Raw genomic sequence first — 18,082 nt, 5'->3', positions numbered from 1 at the left:
TCCTTAATGAATTTTGCTGCCCAGGGTGACCACGCCGTCTGCTTTTTCGCAGCCCAGCCAACTGGTCCACCCCAGGCGACAGTCGTTCTTCTCACCAATGCGCAGTTCGCGGATTTCTTCCGGGCGCAGCACCAGGCGAATGTCGTAATCGAGCGGGTCACGCAAGGTGAACCGCACCAGCGCGCACAGCGGCTGGTAACCGAAACCGATCGGCAGGAATTCGTGGAATCGCTCCCAGTCGAGTTCGGTAATGTGAATGCGGAATTTGCCGCTGCGGTCGCGCACCCGCTCGCCCAGCACCAGGTCTTCACCCAGCAGGCTGTTGGCGCGACCGAGACGGTTGCGCTGCTCGTCGAGGATCTCCACGCGACGTTCGATACACTGCTCGATGACCAGGTCTTCGTGTTTGAAGTAGTAACGCAGCACGGCTTCGATCAGTGCCGCGGAGTGCGCGCGCAAGCTGAGCAAACCGAGGTACGGCAGCAGGCGTTTCCAGTTCAGTTCCTTGGCCTTGCGGATCTCGTCGCCGCCCAGACCGATCAGGGCAAACAGCTGCGAAGAGAACGGGTCGATCGCGCCACTCTGGAAGCTGGCGCGATAGCGGTACTTGCGCCAGATCGGCAGCATCAGCCGTTGCAGGCGATGGTGGAACAAGTCGAGGAAATTGCGCGTCGGGTTGCCGTCCTCGCTGTCGCCCAGAGCCTGTTCGCCGTAGAACGCCGGCAGCGGCGAACCGGAGCCGACCAGGCCGATCAGGTTGAAACGCATGCGCGCGCGCATCTGCCCGTGCTCTTCGAAAAACTCTACGCGATCGACGTCGCTGCGCGGAAAGCCCAGGCTCGGGTTGGCCTGGAACTCCACCTGATCGTACAGATCGTCTTCGCTCAGGTACGGGTGCGCCTCGCGCAGCCGGTCGATCACCAGCAGCACGGCCTGAAACAGCGAGTACTCGCGTATTACCTTGGTCAGCCCGCTTAAAGCAGGGGCTGCAGGCCCATACGTGGTGTCCATTGGTACACCTCTCCCTGTGTGCTTTTTACCCGCAGCTCGTGGTACGAATTGAGACTGGCGTAAAGCGCGAAAAACTCGTTAAGAACCGAGGCGAAAACGAACAGGTCGCCTTCGCCGATATACCCTTCCGGGTCGATGGTCAGTTCGGTGCGCAGACCGCGTACCGGCAAGCCACGGTGCAGCCGGTCGACGTGGTGGTGCTTGATGTGCTTGAGGCCGCCGAGCAGGCGTTTGCTGACCTTCTCCGCGTGCTGGTCGTAGTAGCGCGGCAGGTCGTAGGTTTCGAGAATCACCTTCAACGCGTTGACGTCAGCCAGCGACAGATAGTTGAGCGACATGTTGCTGATCAGCTTCCACAGGAAGTCACGGTTCAGCGGTGGCGCGAAGCTCGACGTGGCCGGGGTGATGTTGCGGAAACTCAGGAACTCCGGGGTCTCTTCACAGGCCATGCAGATGTCGCCGAGCTTGAGCTTGCGCGGCAGGTTCTGGTTGGTGCAGATCAGCTCGATCGACAGGGTTTCGTGGGCTTCGGTATGGCGGATGCCGAAGCTCAGGTAGGTGTCGAGGCCGTCGTGCAGCAACGACGAACGCTGGCGGATGCTGTAATGCGGACGGCTGTTGGGTACGTCGAAACTCGGGTCGTGCTCGAACGATTCGAACGGCACGTACTCTTGATAACCGAGGCCGCCGGGCTTCCAGCCGGTGACGGTTTCCACCGAAAACACGCCGCAGTTTTCCAGATCGTATTCCGCCGGCAGCAGCAGGTATTCATCCTGTTTGCCGTCGAGGCGGATCGGCAGGGCGTCGTGGGCGAACAGGTTGGCAATCGGCGTGCAGAACAGCTTCACGTTATCCAGGGTCGGCCGCATGCGCATGATCCCGCTCTTGCGGATATCGAAACGCAGCTCGAGGCCGCGCATCTGCTTGAGGGTGTCTTCCGGCAGCGCCTTGAGGATGTCCAGACCGTTGACGTCGACGAACAGGAACTTGTCCTGGAAGGCGAAGTATTCCTGCAGATAGCGATAGCCACGGAAGGTGTTCAGCGGATACGGGATCAACGCTTCTTCTTCGGCAAAGCCCACCGGCTTGACCCGGTCACCGGGAATCTTGAACGCCATCGGCTTGCCCGCCACGCCATCGATTGGCTTGCCGGCGCCGTCGAGCGGGATCAGTTCGATGCCTTCCAGGTTGCGCAGCAGGCTCAGGTAGAGCATCTGGCTGATGTAGCGCTCGCCGGCAAAGTGCAGGCGCAGTTTGCTCAGTTCCAGCTCACCGAGGTGGCCGTCGGCGCTCATTTCCAGACGCAGGCTGAGCAGCGAACCGTCGCCCTTTACCGAGTAATTCAGCGCAGCCAGATCCAGCGGCAAGACTTCGGTCGGATAGCAGGTGCGGAAGCGGCAACGCACGTCTTCGATCGGTTTGCTTTCGATCGGCGTATCGCGCTCGACCACCAGCGCCGGGCCAGAACGCTTCAGCGGATCAAACTGCAGAATGCTGAACGCCGGCAGCGGGCGCATGTAGTTCGGCCACAGCAGCTGCATCAGCGAATGGCTGAGCTCCGGCAACTCGTCATCGAGCTTCTGCCGCAGACGCCCGGTGAGGAACGCAAAACCTTCCAGCAACCGCTCCACATCCGGATCCCGCCCGGCCTGGCCCAGGAACGGCGCCAACGCCGGACTACGCTCGGCGAAACGGCGACCGAGTTGGCGCAGTGCGGTGAGTTCGCTTTGGTAGTAGTGGTTAAAAGACACGGGTTACCTGCCTGGTAGTGGAACTCATCAAAAAAATATCCTGTAGAGCGCAACCGTCACGCCCGCACAGAAATAGCCGGCGATCAGGAGATACGGCACGAGCAGAATCCAGCCGTAAGCCATGAATGCACTGTCGAACGGCCCGGCGATCAGACTGCACAAGCCATAAAGCATCCAGGGCACCGCGTAGAAAGGTATGAACTTCAACGGCGCCAGCCAGACCATTCGCAGCGCCTGCTGCTCATTGCGGCGCTTCGCAGTCCGCGATACCCACAGAGCAAACAACAGCAGCCCGGGCAAGCCGAAACACAACAGATACTCCCAGTGAGTCTCGGACGAATCGAATGTCGAAAATTCGCCAATCCACAGGCCATAAGATGAGAACGCCAGCATGGCCAAGAATGGCGTCCACAAGGCGCCCATGAAGAAACTCAGCTGCGCGCGACTGAGGATGGGCATCTCGTTCGATACACCAATCACGGGCAACCCCTCATCTTCGAAACCAAGTCCTGCGAAGCAATCGCAGGCAATGCCTGCCGCATCAGCTCCAGCGCAACTGCGCAGGTGTTCAACAGGTACACGTCATTGCGATAGACCCGCTGAACAGCGCTGGCAGGCAACGAGACCAGAAATGCGAAAGACCCTGTCCAGCCCAACATGCAGATGATCCCTGACAGTTTCATGGGCAGATCGAAACCTCACGGATCGTCCATTCCCGTTGCGTGCCTTCAGTGACCTTCTTGACCGCAGCCAGGCGTTGTTTCAACTGAGCGGAGTCAAGGGTCTTGTTGCCCGCGGCATCGTGGATGTTCAACTGATAGTTGCCTGTCATCCGGATCATATTCAGCCACATCATTTGACCGCTGCCGCATTCAGTTCCAGAACTGTTCCATCCTGTAAATAAACAACGTCACCACCGTCGTAACCAAGTAGGTCCTGGCTGGTTAACTTACGGCCCTCTTTAAGGCCGTGCTTTATCCAACCCTCAGCCCAGATGTCCCCACTCTCATAACGAATCTCAACGTAATAGGCTGGAGGATCTGATTTAGTGATTTCAAAAAAAACTCCTCCATCCTGCGCCCCGCTCCAATGAGCATTAGGATGATTTTTCAAGGTCGGCACCTTTCCGTCAGAACGCTCAAGCAATGAGTAGGCTGCGATTCCCAAAAAGAGCGTCAGCGCAAATATGGAAACGAAAGTCCACTTCAATACCTTCACTTGCTAATCTCCAAAGTGTCGGTTGAGAAGATGTAGTCCAGATCTGGTTCACTGAATTGAAATTGGGCCATGTAGGCACTTGGGACGACAACCCGCGTACGAAAAGGAATCGAGAAACCAACCGCCTCTGCCAAATCCGTCGCAAACGTCACACAGTTATGATTTCCGAGATCATATTCTTGCCGTTTGGCGTTCGAGTTTTCCGCCTCTTTCGCTTTGAGCCAAGTAAGCGCTTGGTCGTAGACATGTCCTCTCAAAACAACCCCGGTGATATTTCCGGATTGGCCGTGCTCGATGGCGATGTGTCTGAGGGTTTTCTTGAGGGACGATTCAGTAATCGAGCCACCTTTCAGTACCACGTCAGGAATTCGACCAACACGTACCCGCCCTGCCGGTCCAGGCCCGGGATAACGACCATATTCATAATATTTTGACTGACCCGTTTTTCCGTTAATTACGAGAACGCCCGCATGTCCGAGGTAGGGAGCTTTGCCACCGGGTATCTCTATTTTTTTACCGAAAAACGTCGTCTGATAGCCGTCGATGTGGATTTTGTAGTCTGGAAAAACAACTGGAATAACGTAGTCGTCGTCACCCACCAAATAGATTTGAACCGGCGCCACATCAGCTGCAGGCGTCGTTACTACGGTTGTGACTTGAGCCGCTTGACCCATCTCACTCTCCTCGCAAAAGCCAGTTCGGCTTAGCAGCGAACTGAACGCTTTGTGATTGAGCCTTTTGACCCAAGGGCTTCGAAAAACCCACCTCGTCTGTCACTCCCTGCACCTGCGTCCCATCCTCTAGTGTCGCTACATAGGAGACGTTTTTGAGTGGTGCCCCGGAAGCAGCGTCCAAGAGCTGAACACGGACATTGAACCCAAAAATACTCAACGGAATCGGTGGAACGAACGGTGCAGGCGTATGCGAATTCCCGATGATTACCGTCCCGGAGCCGGCAGTGACCTTGTTACCATGGGCCCCGACTGAACCTACGGTCGCAGCAGGTTTGCCATTGATCAAAACCGTGGTCGCCAGATCGCCAACCAACGCACCACCACACGCCGAGGCATCGCCTTGGCGGGCGGCCGCGAGGCCGTCGAAGAACACGTCGCCGGAACCGGCGGCGATCGGGTTGGTACCGTGGCCTGGAAGTGGGCAAGCGGTGGGGTCGGATACGCGTGCTGCGGGTTTGCCAGACATCGGGAATCTCCTTAGGTGACCTTCACTTGACCGCTGCCATCCAGGCGCGCGGAAAAACTGACCTGACGCTTGAAACCCTCGACTTCCAGCAGGCCTTCGATGCTGAAGGCCAGCCGTAGCTGGTCGTGGTCACGCGGCAGGGAAATGACACGCACGTTGCTCAGGCGCGGCTCGTAGGCTTCGATGAAGTTTTCGATGGCCAGACGGGCCTGACTCAGGGAGTCGTGCAGGCTCAGACGCATGTCATTGAGATCGGGCAACCCGTAGTCGGCCAGCGTTTGCACGCTGCCGGCCCGGGTGCTGAGCATTTTGGCCAGATGGGCAGCCACTGACGCCATGGCACAAGCCTCAAGGCTGTTGCCCTTGCGTAGTTGCGCGTCGCCGTTGAGGCGCTCGAACAGGCTGCCGTATCCGTCCATGAGTCGCTCTTACTCTTTGTCCAGCTTGCCAACCAGCGACAGGGTGAAATCGGCACCCATGTACTTGAAGTGCGGACGCACGTTCAAGCTGACGCGGTACCAGCCCGGCTCGCCTTCAACGTCGCTGACGATCACTTGCGCAGCACGCAGCGGACGACGGCCACGGACTTCGGCGCTCGGGTTTTCCTGGTCGGCCACGTACTGGCGGATCCACTTGTTCAGTTCCAGCTCGAGGTCGGTACGCTCTTTCCACGAACCGAGTTGCTCGCGCTGCAGCACTTTCAAGTAGTGAGCCAGGCGGTTGACGATCATCATGTACGGCAGTTGGGTGCCGAGCTTGTAGTTCAGCTCTGCCGCCTTGCCTTCTGCGCTGATGCCGAAGAACTTCGGCTTCTGCACCGAGCTGGCGGAGAAGAACGCCGCGTTGTCGGAGCCTTTGCGCATGGTCAGGGAGATGAAGCCTTCCTCGGCCAGTTCGTATTCACGACGGTCGGAGACCAGAACCTCGGTAGGGATCTTGGTTTCGATTTCGCCCATGCTTTCGAAGTGGTGCAACGGCAGATCTTCAACCGCGCCACCGCTCTGTGGGCCGATGATGTTCGGGCACCAGCGGAATTTGGCGAAGCTGTCGGTCAGCTTGGTGCCGAACGCGAACGCGGTGTTGCCCCACAGGTAGTGCTCGTGGCTGTTGGCAACGGTTTCCTTGTACACGAACGATTTGACCGGGTTTTCTTCCGGATCGTACGGGTTACGCAGCAGGAAACGCGGCACGGTCAGGCCGACGTAGCGGGAGTCTTCCGAAGTACGGAAGCTCTGCCATTTGGCGAATTGCGGGCCTTCGAAGTGGTCTTTCAGATCTTTCAGATCCGGCAGGCCGGTGAAGCTTTCCAGACCGAAGAATTTCGGGCCGGCGGCGGCGATGAACGGCGCGTGGGACATGCAGGAAACGCTGGCCACGTACTGCATCAGTTTCACGTCCGGCGAGCTTGGGGACATGAAGTAGTTGGCGATGATCGCGCCAACCGGCTGACCACCGAACTGGCCGTATTCAGCGGTGTAGATGTGCTTGTACAGGCCCGACTGCATGACTTCCGGCGAGTCTTCGAAATCGTCCAGCAGGTCTTCTTTGGAGACGTTGAGGATTTCGATCTTGATGTTTTCGCGGAAGTTGGTGCGGTCGACCAGCAACTGCAGGCCACGCCACGACGATTCCAGCGCCTGGAAGTCCGGGTGGTGCAGGATCTCGTCCATCTGACGGCTGAGCTTGGCATCGATCTCGGCGATCATGCGGTCAACCATGGCTTTCTTGACCGGCTCACCGTTGTTCTGCGGCTTGAGCAGTTCTTCGATGAACGCCGACACGCCACGCTTGGCGATGTCATAGGCTTCGTCGTCCGGAGTCAGACGGGTTTCGGCGATGATGCTGTCGAGAATGCTGTACTCGCCGCTTTCGGCGCTCTTCTCTTGTGCTGCGCTAGTGCTCATTGTGTTGGCTTCCTTGGCTGGAGTCTCAGGCGTCCGGGGCTGCGGCGTTCAGGCCCAGCTCACCGAGTACGCGACCGCGGGATTCGTCGTCGGCGAGCACGCCTTCGATCGCTTTACGGAACGCAGGTGCGTTACCCAGCGGGCCTTTGAGGGCCACCAGCGCATCGCGCAGTTCCATCAGTTTTTTCAGCTCAGGCACTTGCTCGACCAGGCTGGCCGGGTTGAAGTCCTTCATCGAATTGACGCGCAGTTGCACAGCCAGCTCGTCGGCCTCGCCATCTTCCTGCAGACGGTTCGGCACGCTCAGCGTCAGACCCAGCTCTTGCTTGGCCAACACTTCGTCGAAGGTCATCTTGTCGATGCTGATCGGCTTGCGATCTTCGATTTTGCGATCGTCCTTGCGGTGGGTGTAGTCACCGATTGCCAGCAGCTTCAGCGGCAGTTCAATCTCTTCCTGAGCACCGCCGGTGGCGGGTTTGAAGGTGACGTTGATGCGTTCCTTGGGGGCTACCGAGCCTTCTTTGGCCATGGCTTTTCTCCTTGCGGTTGTGGCCCTGGGGCCTATTCGAGTACCACTTCGAGGTCGAGGTGGCACAGCCTGCGATAAATCTCTTCCTTGCGTTCACGTACGGCATGGTTCTGCGGCAACAACTCGCAGCAGCTATGCAGTAAATGCAGCACTTCCAATGCAAGATCGGGCTCCCAGGCGTGCAGGCCTGAGTCCTGTAATGTCTGATCGAGGGTTTCTAGCTGGTTCTTGGCCAGTTCGTACTTCTTGGCCATGAAGCACAGCCGGGCAAGGGCGAACTGCCAGAAGAACCGCTCGCGTCCACCGTGAGCCGATTGCAGCCCTTGCTTGAGCGTCTGCACGGCAGGCTTCAGGCCTTCCTTGCGCAGCATCGGCAGCACGTCCTGAAGGGCCTTTTCCCAGGCGGGCTGGGTTTCGACGTCGTCGGTTTCGACCTTGCGCGGCGCACTGGCGCTCTGCAGGTGCGGCATGACATTGCCGGCGATCCACGCCCGGGTGGACGGATCGGCAAACGGCGCGCCGTCATGGAAACGACATTCGATGATGCCGGGCAGGCGTTGAACCAAAAGCGCGAAGTGGATTTCCACTTCGCGCATTGCCATCTCGGCGTTGAGGTTCTGGAGACATTCCCAGACCATCCTCTGGCCATCGAACCAGAACGGCGCCTTCGCCAGGCTCGCCTCCAGTTCCACCAGCAGGTCGGCGTATTTGCCCTGATCGAAGCGATCCTGATACTGCTTGAGTTTGTCCACCGGCAGGCCGCGCAGCACGGTGATCTGCTCGGCGTTGCGCTCGGGCACCGCGTCGATCGGCAGCCAGAGCAAAGTGCGATTCAGACGCAAGGCGCGCAGGTCAGTGGCCTTCTGCTTGAGCCACCAGGCACACAACGGACGCGCGCTTTCCTGCTGCGCGCGCAAAGCCTTGTAGGCGTCTTTTTCGTTGTCGATCGGTGCGCCGGGGGTCAGCAACTGGCTCGCGGCCTGCTTGACCTGCGCCACCGCTGCGCCCACCACACCGGGGGCCGGCTGATTGTCGGCGGCACGCTGGATCATGGTTTTCAGGCGACGCGAGAGCGGCAGCAACAGCGGAGCGTCGTCGCCTAGATGCTCGGTGCAGGCGGCATCGAGGCCGGCCAGATGCTCGGACAACTGCCGGAACATCGGCAACTGTTCCTTGATCGCAATGTTTTCGGTGAGCACCTGCTCCAGACGCGGCACCAGCCAGCCGATGGCGGCGGCACGGGTGCGCGGTTTGAGCGGGTGAACGTCGGCCCAGTGGTTTTCCGACAGATGGTGCAGCAGACCGAGGCCGGCCAGCAGCCCGGGGAAGGATTCACGCTGGTACAACGACCAGGTCAGCCAGGCGCCGACGCGTAAATCCTTGGATTGGGTACGCAGCAGATTTTCGCTGTTTTCACGGATTTTCAGCCAGTCGATCTGCCCGCTTTCGTGCATCGACGAGGCTTTGGCCAGCTCGCTTTCCAGCGCCTCGAATTCGCTCGAAAAACGAACGTCTTCGCCCGCGAAATTCTCTTTGGAAACAGAGACTTTTGCGAGTTCGAGGTAATGGGCGGAAAGTTTGCTTGAGTAGGACATCCATGGCCTTTAATTAGGATTACAGTCATGCGCCTATTGGAGTAACCGCGGCGCGGGACAGTATCGAAGAGCGGTGAAGCGACTCATCCAATTGAGATGTGCTCTTTCAAGTGGGCGCATCGTAATCACTATGATGGCCACTAGCAAGCATCTGCTTAAACAACAAGACGAAGTGTTCATTGGGCTGTGTAGGAGATCGCCCTATATGTGGCAGGGGAATCCCTGATGGCGAATTATATTGCCTGCATTTGCCCTGCTGCCTCAGAACCCTTGATCCAGAGCGGCCCGATCCAGCTTGCGCGAATCGCGTCGAACATCCGCTCCATTACACGGCGGCCAGCATGACAACTCTCGAAAAAAATAGAAGTAGGATTCTTCCGAAAACCCGCTGGATTTTACAAACAATTCACCGGCGACAACGCGCAACAACAAAAGTGCCATCAATTTGATGGCAATTCATTTTTCTGAAACTTTATTCATCTCGTGAATGCTGTACTTCAGTGCCAACTCAATAATTATCGAAGTGCGATCCAACAGTCATTTCCACCACTTACGCAACACTTCCACGCCGAAAATACTCTGACAAATGTCAGGGATAATTCTTACATCGTTTTATTTCCCACGTTGCCAGCTTGCCTTGGTAAATTCTTTTCGCCCGGCAATGTCACCAGGCCGACTGACTGTTGAGCCACGGTCCAGAGCCTGCATCTCATTCGGCTCCTGACCCCGGAGCCGCCAAGGAGCTTTACCTCATGGAATTGAAACCCCTGTTGTTCGCAGCACTCATGTGGCTACCCGTCACTCACGCCTCTGCAGACACCCCGCCACTGGACGGTCATTACTATTTGACTGGTGCAATGGAGATGGGCGCCGAGTGCTGCTGCGCAAGGACGGCACGTTTGACGCCGGCGTGGCGTATGGCAGCGCAGATGGCTTTGCCAAGGGCACCTGGCAGGTGGAAAACCACACCGTGACGCTGAAAAGCAATACCAAACCGGCGTCGAACAGCGATTTGTCCGGCCTGTTCCAGGATCTGCAACTGGCGATCGAACCGAACTGCCTGGCCGTGGATTTCGGCAATGGCAAGGCCTGCTTCCAGCGTAAATAAGCCGATTTTCAACCACAAAAAAATGGGCACCCGACCGCAATCGGTGTGCCCATTTTTTATTGCAGTTCTCCCCGCTACTCAGGGAGTTCGCCACAATTTAAGGATTGACGCTGTCTTTCAACGACTTGCCTGGCTTGAATGCCACGGTGTTGCTGGCCTTGATTTTCACCGGTTCACCGGTTTGCGGGTTCTTGCCGGTGCGGGCGCCGCGGTGACGTTGCAGGAAGGTGCCGAAGCCCACCAGCGTGACGCTGTCCTTGCGGTGCAGAGCGCCGGTGATTTCTTCGAGGACGGCGTTGAGAACGCGGTTGGCCTGTTCTTTGGTCAGATCCGCTTTTTCAGCGATTGCAGCGGCGAGTTCTGGTTTACGCATTAGTGAAGCCCCTTTGACGGTTTTTTGTTGTTATGTCCGTGCTGTTCTCGTTGGAACAGCGCCCAAGGCGCCGCAGGCTCTACTCTGCGGCAGACGGGAGTGAGAATGGCACGCGGATACCGGCGGCGCCAGTCTCCCCGCGACCTTTGTAGGGGCAAAAGCGGGGTGATTCCGACAGAACGACCGGTATTTACGCCAGCAGGGCCGGAAGCTGTTTGTTCAGGGCGAGTTTTTCCATCACCGCCGCGCCGGTCAGCGCGTAACCGAGCAGTTGGCCATCGGCGCTGTGACACAGGGCCTTGATGTCGGCGCCCTGCCCTTCAACGGTCCAGACGCCTTCGCTGCCCCGTGGCGGTGGCGAAACGACCAACGGGCACACCGGAGTTTTCACCGTGATCGGCATCGCGCCGTAACTCACGGCCGTCGGATTGCCGGCCAGGGTTTGTGCCAGTGCACGCGCACAGCTCATGAGGGGCATCACGTACAACAGATTCAGCCCATCGACCTCGGCGCAGTCGCCCAGGGCGTAAATATTGGCGTGGGACGTCTTCAGATACCGGTCGACTACGACACCGCGATTGACCTGCACCCCGGCCGCCGCGGCCAGATCGATGCGCGGGCGCAGGCCGATGGCCGACACCACCACATCGCAGGCAATCACCTGCCCGTCGGACAGATGCGCTTCCAGACCGTCTGCGACTTTTTGCAGGCGGGTCAGCACCGGGCCGAGGTGGAAACGCGCGCCCAGGCTTTCCAGCCCGGCCTGCACGGCTGCTGCAGCGGCCGGGTGCAGCAGCATCGGCATCACTTGCTCGCACGGCGCCACCAGTTGCACCTCGTAGCCGCCGAGGATCAGGTCGTTGGCGAATTCACAGCCGATCAGCCCGGCGCCTAGCAGCAATACGCGGCGCTTGCCCGCAGCGGCTGCACGAAAGCGCGCGTAATCTTCGAGATCGTTGATCGGGAACACCAGATCAGCACCGTCACCTTCGATCGGCACTCGCACGGTTTCCGCACCCCAGGCGAGGATCAGGTCGCGGTAGTACACCGCTTCTTCGCCGATCCACAGACGCTTGTGGCCGGCGTCGATGCCGCTGATGCGCGTGTGGGTGCGCACTTCGGCCTTCAATTGCTCGGCCATCGCGCCGGGTTCGGCCATGCTCAGGCCATCGGCGTCCTTGTTCTTGCCGAAACCGGTGGAGAGCATCGGCTTGGAGTAAGAGCGCCCGTCATCGGCGGTAATCAGCAGCAACGGGGTTTCGCCATCGAGTTTGCGAAACTCCCGGGCCAGGTTGTAACCCGCAAGCCCGGTGCCGACGATTACGACAGGTGCGTTCATGCCTTACTCCTTGGTTTTTCTCAGTTGATTTCGATCATTTCGAAGTCCGACTTGCCCACGCCGCAGTCCGGGCACAGCCAGTCTTCCGGCACGTCCTGCCACAGGGTGCCCGGCGCGATGCCGTCATCCGGCCAACCGTCAGCTTCGTTGTAGATCAGGCCGCAGACGATGCATTGCCACTTTTTCATTCAGGTACTTCCTCAATTCAGGCTTTTGTCGGCGCGGACGGTCGATGGTGGTTGCGCTGCCATCCGGCTCAGGGCGTTTTGTACTGAGGGTGCCGGGCAGATGCAAGCCTGTTCGGCGCAACGGCGCCCCGGATCCATCAAATTCGCAGCACGCCATGTTAAGCTCGCCGCCTCATTTGCGGCCATTAATGACTCATTGTGCAACATTCAAATGCCTGCCCGACCCCGCTCTGGCTGACTCAATGCCGACTGACGCCCCTTCCCGATTCGTTGACCCTGAACTGGTTGTTCGACGAAGGCTCGCTGACCCGCCGCCTGACGCGGCTGTCGAATGACGGCTTCAGCGTCACACCGTTGTTCGAAGGCTGGGACACTCTGCGCAGTGACGAATGCGCGGCGCTGGATCTGGCCGAAGGCAGCGAAGGCTGGGTGCGCGAGGTGTATCTGCGCGGTCACGGCGAGGCCTGGGTGTTCGCCCGTAGCGTGGCGTCACGCGCCGCCCTGCAAGGCGACGGCCTGCACATGGACGAACTGGGCAGCCGCTCGCTGGGCGAACTGCTGTTTTGCGACCACGCCTTCCAGCGCCGCGCCATCGAGGTTTGTCATTACCCGCAAGACTGGCTGCCGCCAGCCTGCCGCGCCCCGGAGCTGTGGGGCCGCCGCTCGCGCTTCGACCGTGGCGCCTTGAGCGTGCTGGTGGCGGAGATTTTCCTGCCGACGTTGTGGAGCGCCGCCCGCGCCCATCCGGAGAACTGCTGATGTACCAGAGCCTGCTCAAGTCCCTGAACCGCTTGAACCCGCGCGCCTGGGATTTCATTCAGCTGACGCGCATGGACAAGCCGATCGGCATCTACCTGCTGCTGTGGCCGACCCTGTGGGCGCTATGGATTGCCGGTAAGGGCTCGCCGTCGCTGGCCAATATCGTGATTTTCGTCCTCGGCGTGGTGCTGACCCGTGCCGGTGGCTGTGTGATCAACGACTGGGCCGATCGCAAGGTCGACGGCCACGTCAAACGCACCGCGCAACGACCGCTGGCCAGCGGCAAGATCAGTTCGAAAGAGGCGCTGGTGTTCTTCGCGCTGCTGATGGGCGTGAGCTTCCTGCTGGTGCTGTGCACCAATGCGCCGACCATCTGGTTGTCGCTGGGTGGTCTGGCACTGGCGTTCACCTACCCGTTCATGAAGCGCTACACCTATTACCCGCAGGTGGTGCTGGGCGCGGCGTTCTCGTGGGGTATGCCGATGGCGTTCACCGCCGAGACCGGTGAGCTGCCGGCGGCAGCGTGGCTACTGTGGATCGCTAACCTGTTATGGACAGTGGGTTACGACACCTATTACGCGATGACCGATCGTGACGACGACCTGAAGATCGGCGTGAAATCCACGGCGATTCTGTTCGGCGATGCGGATCGGGTGATCATCCTGACGTTGCAGGCGCTGTCGCTGGGCTGCCTGTTGCTGGCCGGGTCGAAGTTCGAGCTGGGTATCGGGTTCCATCTCGGCCTGTTGGTGGCCGCTGGATGCTATGCGTGGGAGTTCTGGTACACCCGTGATCGCGACCGCATGCGTTGCTTCAAGGCGTTTCTGCACAACCACTGGGCCGGGCTGGCGATTTTTGTCGGGATCGTGCTGGATTACGCACTGCGTTGATCCACAAAACCTGTGGGAGCGGGATTGCTCGCGAAAGCGTTTTGCCAGTGGCCTCTTCGTCAACTGACACACCGCTTTCGCGAGCAAGCCCGCTCCCACAGGGGATTTGCGTTTACTTGGCCTTGGCGACGTGCCAGGCGCCATCCATTTTGCCCTCACCGGTCATGTCACCAGCCTTCTTGTCCATGACGAAGGTGTACAGCGGTTTGCCCTCGTAGGCCCATTGCATCTTGCCGTCATCGCGCTTGATCACGGTCCAGTCACCCATGGACTTGTCGCCGGCCGTAGCCATCAGTGGTGGCCAGTTCGCCGCACACTTGTCGTTGCACATGGACTTGCCCGCAGAGTCTTTGGCAAAGGTATACAGGGTCATGCCCTTGTGATCGGTAAACATGCCGTCCTTCTCCATCGCTGGCTCAGCAGCAAACGCCATGGTCGGTAAAGCAACGGCAGCAGCCATCAGCAGAGCTTTGAAAGAAGCAGTCATTTGAGTCATGGAAACCTTCTTTTGTGGTTGTCAGGATTCGGACTTAGAGCTTAGTCCAGGATCACGCCAACCGCCGGGCGACTAAAATACTGTCACACGACTGCAATAATTCCGTTATCTAATGCGGCGCAAGACAGTTAAATGACAAGAGGATTAAGGCATGGTTGGCAGGAGCATTCTGATCGTCGACGACGAAGCGCCCATTCGCGAAATGATCGCCGTTGCGTTGGAAATGGCCGGCTATGACTGCCTCGAGGCGGAGAACTCGCAGCAGGCACACGCCATCATTGTTGACCGTAAACCGGACCTGATCCTGCTCGACTGGATGCTGCCTGGCACCTCCGGCATCGAACTGGCCCGCCGTCTCAAGCGCGACGAGCTGACCGGAGACATCCCGATCATCATGCTCACCGCCAAGGGCGAAGAGGACAACAAGATCCAGGGTCTTGAAGTCGGCGCCGACGACTACATCACCAAACCGTTTTCTCCACGCGAACTGGTCGCACGCCTCAAGGCTGTGCTGCGCCGCGCCGGCCCGACCGATGGCGAAGCGCCAATCGAAGTCGGCGGCCTGCTGCTCGACCCGATCAGCCACCGCGTAACCATCGACGGCCGTCCGGCCGAGATGGGCCCGACCGAATACCGTCTGCTGCAATTCTTCATGACCCACCAGGAACGCGCCTACACGCGCGGGCAGTTGCTGGATCAGGTCTGGGGCGGCAACGTCTATGTTGAAGAGCGCACCGTCGACGTGCACATCCGCCGCCTGCGCAAGGCCCTCGGCGACGCCTACGAAAATCTGGTACAAACCGTGCGCGGCACCGGCTACCGGTTTTCCACCAAGGCCTGATCCGACCGCCAGACTCGCTGACAAGGACCGTATTTTCCGTGAATCAAAACTGGCATGGCACCCTGATTCGCCACATGCTGTTGCTGGTCACAGCGTGTCTGGTGATTGGCCTGATCACCGGCTACTACGGCTGGAGCCTCGCTGCCGGCCTGGGTATTTACCTGGCCTGGACGCTCAAGCAACTGTTGCGTCTGCACGAATGGCTGCGCCTGCACCAACCCGATGAAGCACCGCCCGACGGCTATGGCCTGTGGGGCGAGGTGTTCGACAGCATCTACCACCTGCAACGCCGCGACCAACGGGTGCGCGGGCGCCTGCAAGCGGTGATCGACCGGGTGCAGGAGTCCACCGCCGCGCTCAAAGACGCGGTGATCATGCTCGACAGCGACGGCAACCTGGAATGGTGGAACCGCGCTGCCGAAACCCTGCTCGGCCTCAAGACCCCGCAGGACAGTGGCCAACCGGTGACCAACCTGGTACGGCATCCGCGCTTCAAGGAATACTTCGAGCAGGACAGCTATGCCGAACCGCTGGAAATCCCCTCGCCGACCAATGATCGGGTGCGCATCCAGCTGTACCTCACGCGCTACGGCAACAACGAACACTTGATGCTGGTGCGCGATGTCACGCGTATCCATCAGCTGGAACAGATGCGCAAAGATTTCATCGCCAACGTCTCCCACGAACTGCGCACACCGCTGACGGTGATCTGCGGCTACCTGGAAACCCTGCTCGACAACGTCGAGGAAGTGAACCCGCGCTGGAGCCGCGCGCTGCAGCAGATGCAGCAACAGGGCGGACGCATGCAGACGCTGCTCAACGACCTGCTGCTGCTGGCGAAACTGGAAGCCACCGATTACCCGTCGGACAACCAGCCAGTGCAGATCGACGCCCTGCTGCAGTCAATCAAGAGCGACGCCCAGCAGTTGTCCGGGCAGAAGAACCAGAAAATCACTCTCGAAGCCGATGCGCGCATCCTGCTCAAGGGCAGCGAGGCGGAACTGCGCAGCGCCTTCTCCAACCTGGTGTTCAACGCGGTGAAGTACACCCCGGCCGAGGGCAACATCCGCATTCGCTGGTGGGGCGACGAGCAAGGCGCGCACCTGAGCGTGCAGGATTCCGGGATCGGCATCGACAGCAAGCACCTGCCACGCCTGACCGAACGCTTCTACCGCGTAGACTCCAGCCGCAACTCCAACACCGGCGGCACTGGCCTGGGTCTGGCGATCGTCAAACACGTGTTGCTGCGCCACCGCGCACGGATGGAGATCAGCAGCGTGCCCGGTCACGGCAGCACATTCACCTGTCATTTCGCTCCGGCGCAAGTGGCCAGCGCACGGGCGATCAGCACCGCTGAGTAATGTCGCACTAGGCAATCGCCAGGTCAGCCGCTACATTGGCTGACTTGCGCCTGCCTTTCAGGCGCGACTTTTCTCTCTTTTGAATCACACGGAACCCGCAAAACTCCATCATGGACCCTTCCCCTGGCTTGTCCCTCGCTACGATTTTCGCCGATTTCGGCATGATTCTTTTCGCTCTGATCCTGGTTTTGCTCAACGGCTTCTTCGTTGCGGCGGAATTCGCCATGGTCAAACTGCGCTCGACCCGGGTCGAGGCCATCGCTGACAAGAACGGCTGGCGCGGGCATATCCTGCGCACCGTACACAGTCAGCTCGATGCGTACCTCTCGGCGTGTCAGCTCGGTATCACCCTCGCCTCCCTCGGTCTGGGCTGGGTCGGTGAGCCGGCATTCGCGCACATTCTTGAACCGCTGCTGAGCGCAGTCGGCGTGCAGTCGCCGGAAGTGGTCAAAGGCATTTCGTTCTTTACCGCGTTCTTCATCATTTCCTACCTGCACATCGTGGTCGGTGAGCTGGCGCCCAAGTCGTGGGCGATCCGCAAACCGGAGCTGCTGTCGCTGTGGACGGCGGTGCCGCTGTACCTGTTCTACTGGGCGATGTACCCGGCGATCTACCTGCTCAATGCCAGCGCCAACGCGATTCTGCGGATCGCCGGCCAGGGCGAACCCGGCCCGCACCACGAACACCATTACAGCCGCGAAGAACTGAAACTGATCCTGCACTCCAGCCGTGGCCAGGACCCGAGCGACCAAGGCATGCGCGTGCTGGCATCGGCGGTGGAAATGGGCGAACTGGAAGTGGTCGACTGGGCCAACTCCCGCGAAGACCTGATCACCCTGGAATTCAACGCGCCGCTGAAAGAAATCCTCGCGATGTTCCGTCGCCACAAGTTCAGCCGGTATCCGGTGTACGACAGCGAACGTCAGGAGTTCGTCGGCCTGCTGCACATCAAGGACCTGCTGCTGGAGCTGGCGGCGCTGGACCACATTCCGGAGTCGTTCAACCTGGCTGAACTGACCCGTCCACTGGAGCGCGTGTCGCGGCACATGCCGCTGTCGCAGCTGCTGGAGCAGTTCCGCAAGGGCGGCTCGCACTTCGCCGTGGTGGAAGAAGCCGACGGCAACATCATCGGCTACCTGACCATGGAAGACGTGCTGGAAGTGCTGGTCGGCGACATCCAGGACGAACACCGCAAGGCCGAGCGCGGGATCCTCGCGTATCAGCCGGGCAAGCTGCTGGTGCGTGGTGATACGCCGCTGTTCAAGGTTGAACGCCTGCTCGGTATCGACCTGGATCACATCGAAGCCGAAACCCTCGCCGGGCTGGTCTACGAGACGCTCAAGCGAGTGCCGGAAGAGGAAGAAGTGCTGGAAGTCGAAGGCCTGCGGATCATCATCAAGAAGATGAAAGGGCCGAAGATTGTGCTGGCGAAGGTGTTGATGCTGGATTGATGGGCTGATCGGGCACCGCGCCGATTCCTTCGCGAGCAGGCTCGCTCCCACAGTTGAAATGCATTCCA

At 59.5% G+C, this 18,082-nt stretch carries 21 protein-coding genes; 6 read left to right on the top strand and 15 right to left on the bottom strand.

Going from position 1 to position 18,082, the window contains the following annotated elements; all coding sequences use genetic code 11:
* Positions 1-3 precede the first annotated feature (3 nt).
* The 11 genes from tssG to tssA form a co-directional block, all read right to left on the bottom strand.
* Positions 4-1,011, bottom strand: a complete 1,008-nt coding sequence (tssG, locus tag CRO59_RS20230; RefSeq protein WP_041071592.1) for a type VI secretion system baseplate subunit TssG — start codon at positions 1,009-1,011, stop codon at positions 4-6.
* Positions 975-2,762, bottom strand: a complete 1,788-nt coding sequence (gene tssF / locus CRO59_RS20225) for a type VI secretion system baseplate subunit TssF (RefSeq protein WP_007962320.1) — start codon at positions 2,760-2,762, stop codon at positions 975-977. The genes tssG and tssF overlap by 37 nt, the downstream gene beginning before the upstream one ends.
* Before the next feature lie 27 nt (positions 2,763-2,789).
* A complete protein-coding gene (locus CRO59_RS20220) occupies positions 2,790-3,221 on the bottom strand; it encodes a hypothetical protein (RefSeq protein WP_177409027.1) in 432 nt (143 codons plus the stop codon).
* 220 nt (positions 3,222-3,441) lie between these two features.
* Positions 3,442-3,603 (bottom strand): hypothetical protein, encoded by a 162-nt coding sequence (locus tag CRO59_RS28785; protein ID WP_177409024.1) that lies wholly within the window; start codon positions 3,601-3,603, stop codon positions 3,442-3,444.
* Positions 3,604-3,614: 11 nt separating this feature from the next.
* A complete protein-coding gene (locus CRO59_RS20210) occupies positions 3,615-3,980 on the bottom strand; it encodes a hypothetical protein (protein ID WP_097089467.1) in 366 nt (121 codons plus the stop codon).
* Positions 3,977-4,654 carry a DUF6695 family protein gene (locus CRO59_RS20205; RefSeq protein ID WP_097089465.1) on the bottom strand — a complete coding sequence of 226 codons (678 nt, stop codon included), beginning with the start codon at positions 4,652-4,654 and terminating at the stop codon, positions 3,977-3,979. Before CRO59_RS20205 ends, CRO59_RS20210 begins: the two co-directional genes overlap by 4 nt.
* Position 4,655: 1 nt before the next feature.
* Positions 4,656-5,180, bottom strand: a complete 525-nt coding sequence (locus CRO59_RS20200) for a PAAR domain-containing protein (RefSeq protein ID WP_097089463.1) — start codon at positions 5,178-5,180, stop codon at positions 4,656-4,658.
* An 11-nt stretch (positions 5,181-5,191) separates the two neighbouring features.
* Positions 5,192-5,599 (bottom strand): type VI secretion system baseplate subunit TssE, encoded by a 408-nt coding sequence (gene tssE, locus CRO59_RS20195; protein WP_007920274.1) that lies wholly within the window; start codon positions 5,597-5,599, stop codon positions 5,192-5,194.
* 9 nt (positions 5,600-5,608) lie between these two features.
* Positions 5,609-7,084 carry a type VI secretion system contractile sheath large subunit gene (gene tssC, locus CRO59_RS20190; protein ID WP_003229584.1) on the bottom strand — a complete coding sequence of 492 codons (1,476 nt, stop codon included), beginning with the start codon at positions 7,082-7,084 and terminating at the stop codon, positions 5,609-5,611.
* Between the two features lie 25 nt (positions 7,085-7,109).
* Positions 7,110-7,613 carry a type VI secretion system contractile sheath small subunit gene (gene tssB, locus CRO59_RS20185; RefSeq protein ID WP_003229587.1) on the bottom strand — a complete coding sequence of 168 codons (504 nt, stop codon included), beginning with the start codon at positions 7,611-7,613 and terminating at the stop codon, positions 7,110-7,112.
* Between the two features lie 32 nt (positions 7,614-7,645).
* Positions 7,646-9,208: a type VI secretion system protein TssA gene (gene tssA, locus CRO59_RS20180; RefSeq protein ID WP_027610379.1), complete on the bottom strand. Its 1,563-nt coding sequence runs from the start codon at positions 9,206-9,208 to the stop codon at positions 7,646-7,648.
* A gap of 874 nt (positions 9,209-10,082) precedes the next feature.
* Between tssA and CRO59_RS20175 the strand changes: the two genes are divergently transcribed.
* Entirely contained in the window at positions 10,083-10,316 is a 234-nt protein-coding gene (locus CRO59_RS20175; protein ID WP_256578468.1) for a hypothetical protein, read from the top strand.
* Between the two features lie 97 nt (positions 10,317-10,413).
* On the opposite strand, the gene CRO59_RS20170 is transcribed toward CRO59_RS20175, so the two are convergent.
* The 3 genes from CRO59_RS20170 to CRO59_RS20160 all read right to left on the bottom strand — a co-directional run bounded on the left by CRO59_RS20170 (position 10,414) and on the right by CRO59_RS20160 (position 12,216).
* Positions 10,414-10,689: an HU family DNA-binding protein gene (locus tag CRO59_RS20170; protein WP_003213368.1), complete on the bottom strand. Its 276-nt coding sequence runs from the start codon at positions 10,687-10,689 to the stop codon at positions 10,414-10,416.
* Between the two features lie 190 nt (positions 10,690-10,879).
* Positions 10,880-12,028, bottom strand: a complete 1,149-nt coding sequence (locus CRO59_RS20165) for an NAD(P)/FAD-dependent oxidoreductase (protein ID WP_097089461.1) — start codon at positions 12,026-12,028, stop codon at positions 10,880-10,882.
* Positions 12,029-12,048: 20 nt separating this feature from the next.
* Positions 12,049-12,216: a rubredoxin gene (locus CRO59_RS20160; RefSeq protein ID WP_003229600.1), complete on the bottom strand. Its 168-nt coding sequence runs from the start codon at positions 12,214-12,216 to the stop codon at positions 12,049-12,051.
* Positions 12,217-12,414: 198 nt separating this feature from the next.
* On the opposite strand from CRO59_RS20160, the gene CRO59_RS20155 reads away from it, so the two are divergent.
* Positions 12,415-12,975: a chorismate lyase gene (locus CRO59_RS20155; protein ID WP_097089459.1), complete on the top strand. Its 561-nt coding sequence runs from the start codon at positions 12,415-12,417 to the stop codon at positions 12,973-12,975.
* Entirely contained in the window at positions 12,975-13,865 is an 891-nt protein-coding gene (ubiA, locus tag CRO59_RS20150; protein WP_097089457.1) for a 4-hydroxybenzoate octaprenyltransferase, read from the top strand. Before CRO59_RS20155 ends, ubiA begins: the two co-directional genes overlap by 1 nt.
* Positions 13,866-13,977: 112 nt before the next feature.
* On the opposite strand, the gene CRO59_RS20145 is transcribed toward ubiA, so the two are convergent.
* Positions 13,978-14,361, bottom strand: a complete 384-nt coding sequence (locus tag CRO59_RS20145) for a hypothetical protein (protein WP_027610374.1) — start codon at positions 14,359-14,361, stop codon at positions 13,978-13,980.
* A gap of 151 nt (positions 14,362-14,512) precedes the next feature.
* Between CRO59_RS20145 and phoB the strand changes: the two genes are divergently transcribed.
* The 3 genes from phoB (at position 14,513) to CRO59_RS20130 (ending at position 18,014) form a co-directional block, all read left to right on the top strand.
* The gene (gene phoB, locus CRO59_RS20140; protein WP_003229608.1) at positions 14,513-15,202 is read left to right on the top strand and encodes a phosphate regulon transcriptional regulator PhoB; all 690 of its coding nucleotides are present in this window, start codon (positions 14,513-14,515) and stop codon (positions 15,200-15,202) included.
* Between the two features lie 74 nt (positions 15,203-15,276).
* Positions 15,277-16,563 (top strand): phosphate regulon sensor histidine kinase PhoR, encoded by a 1,287-nt coding sequence (gene phoR, locus CRO59_RS20135; RefSeq protein ID WP_256214113.1) that lies wholly within the window; start codon positions 15,277-15,279, stop codon positions 16,561-16,563.
* Positions 16,564-16,673: 110 nt separating this feature from the next.
* On the top strand, positions 16,674-18,014 hold the full coding sequence (locus CRO59_RS20130; protein WP_003229612.1) for a hemolysin family protein: 1,341 nt from the start codon (positions 16,674-16,676) through the stop codon (positions 18,012-18,014).
* The last annotated feature ends 68 nt before the right edge of the window (positions 18,015-18,082 follow it).

Origin of the sequence: Pseudomonas sp. LAMO17WK12:I5 (assembly GCF_900215165.1) — a bacterium.
GTDB lineage: Bacteria > Pseudomonadota > Gammaproteobacteria > Pseudomonadales > Pseudomonadaceae > Aquipseudomonas > Aquipseudomonas putida_A.
This window is presented reverse-complemented; position numbering and strand designations above follow the sequence as displayed.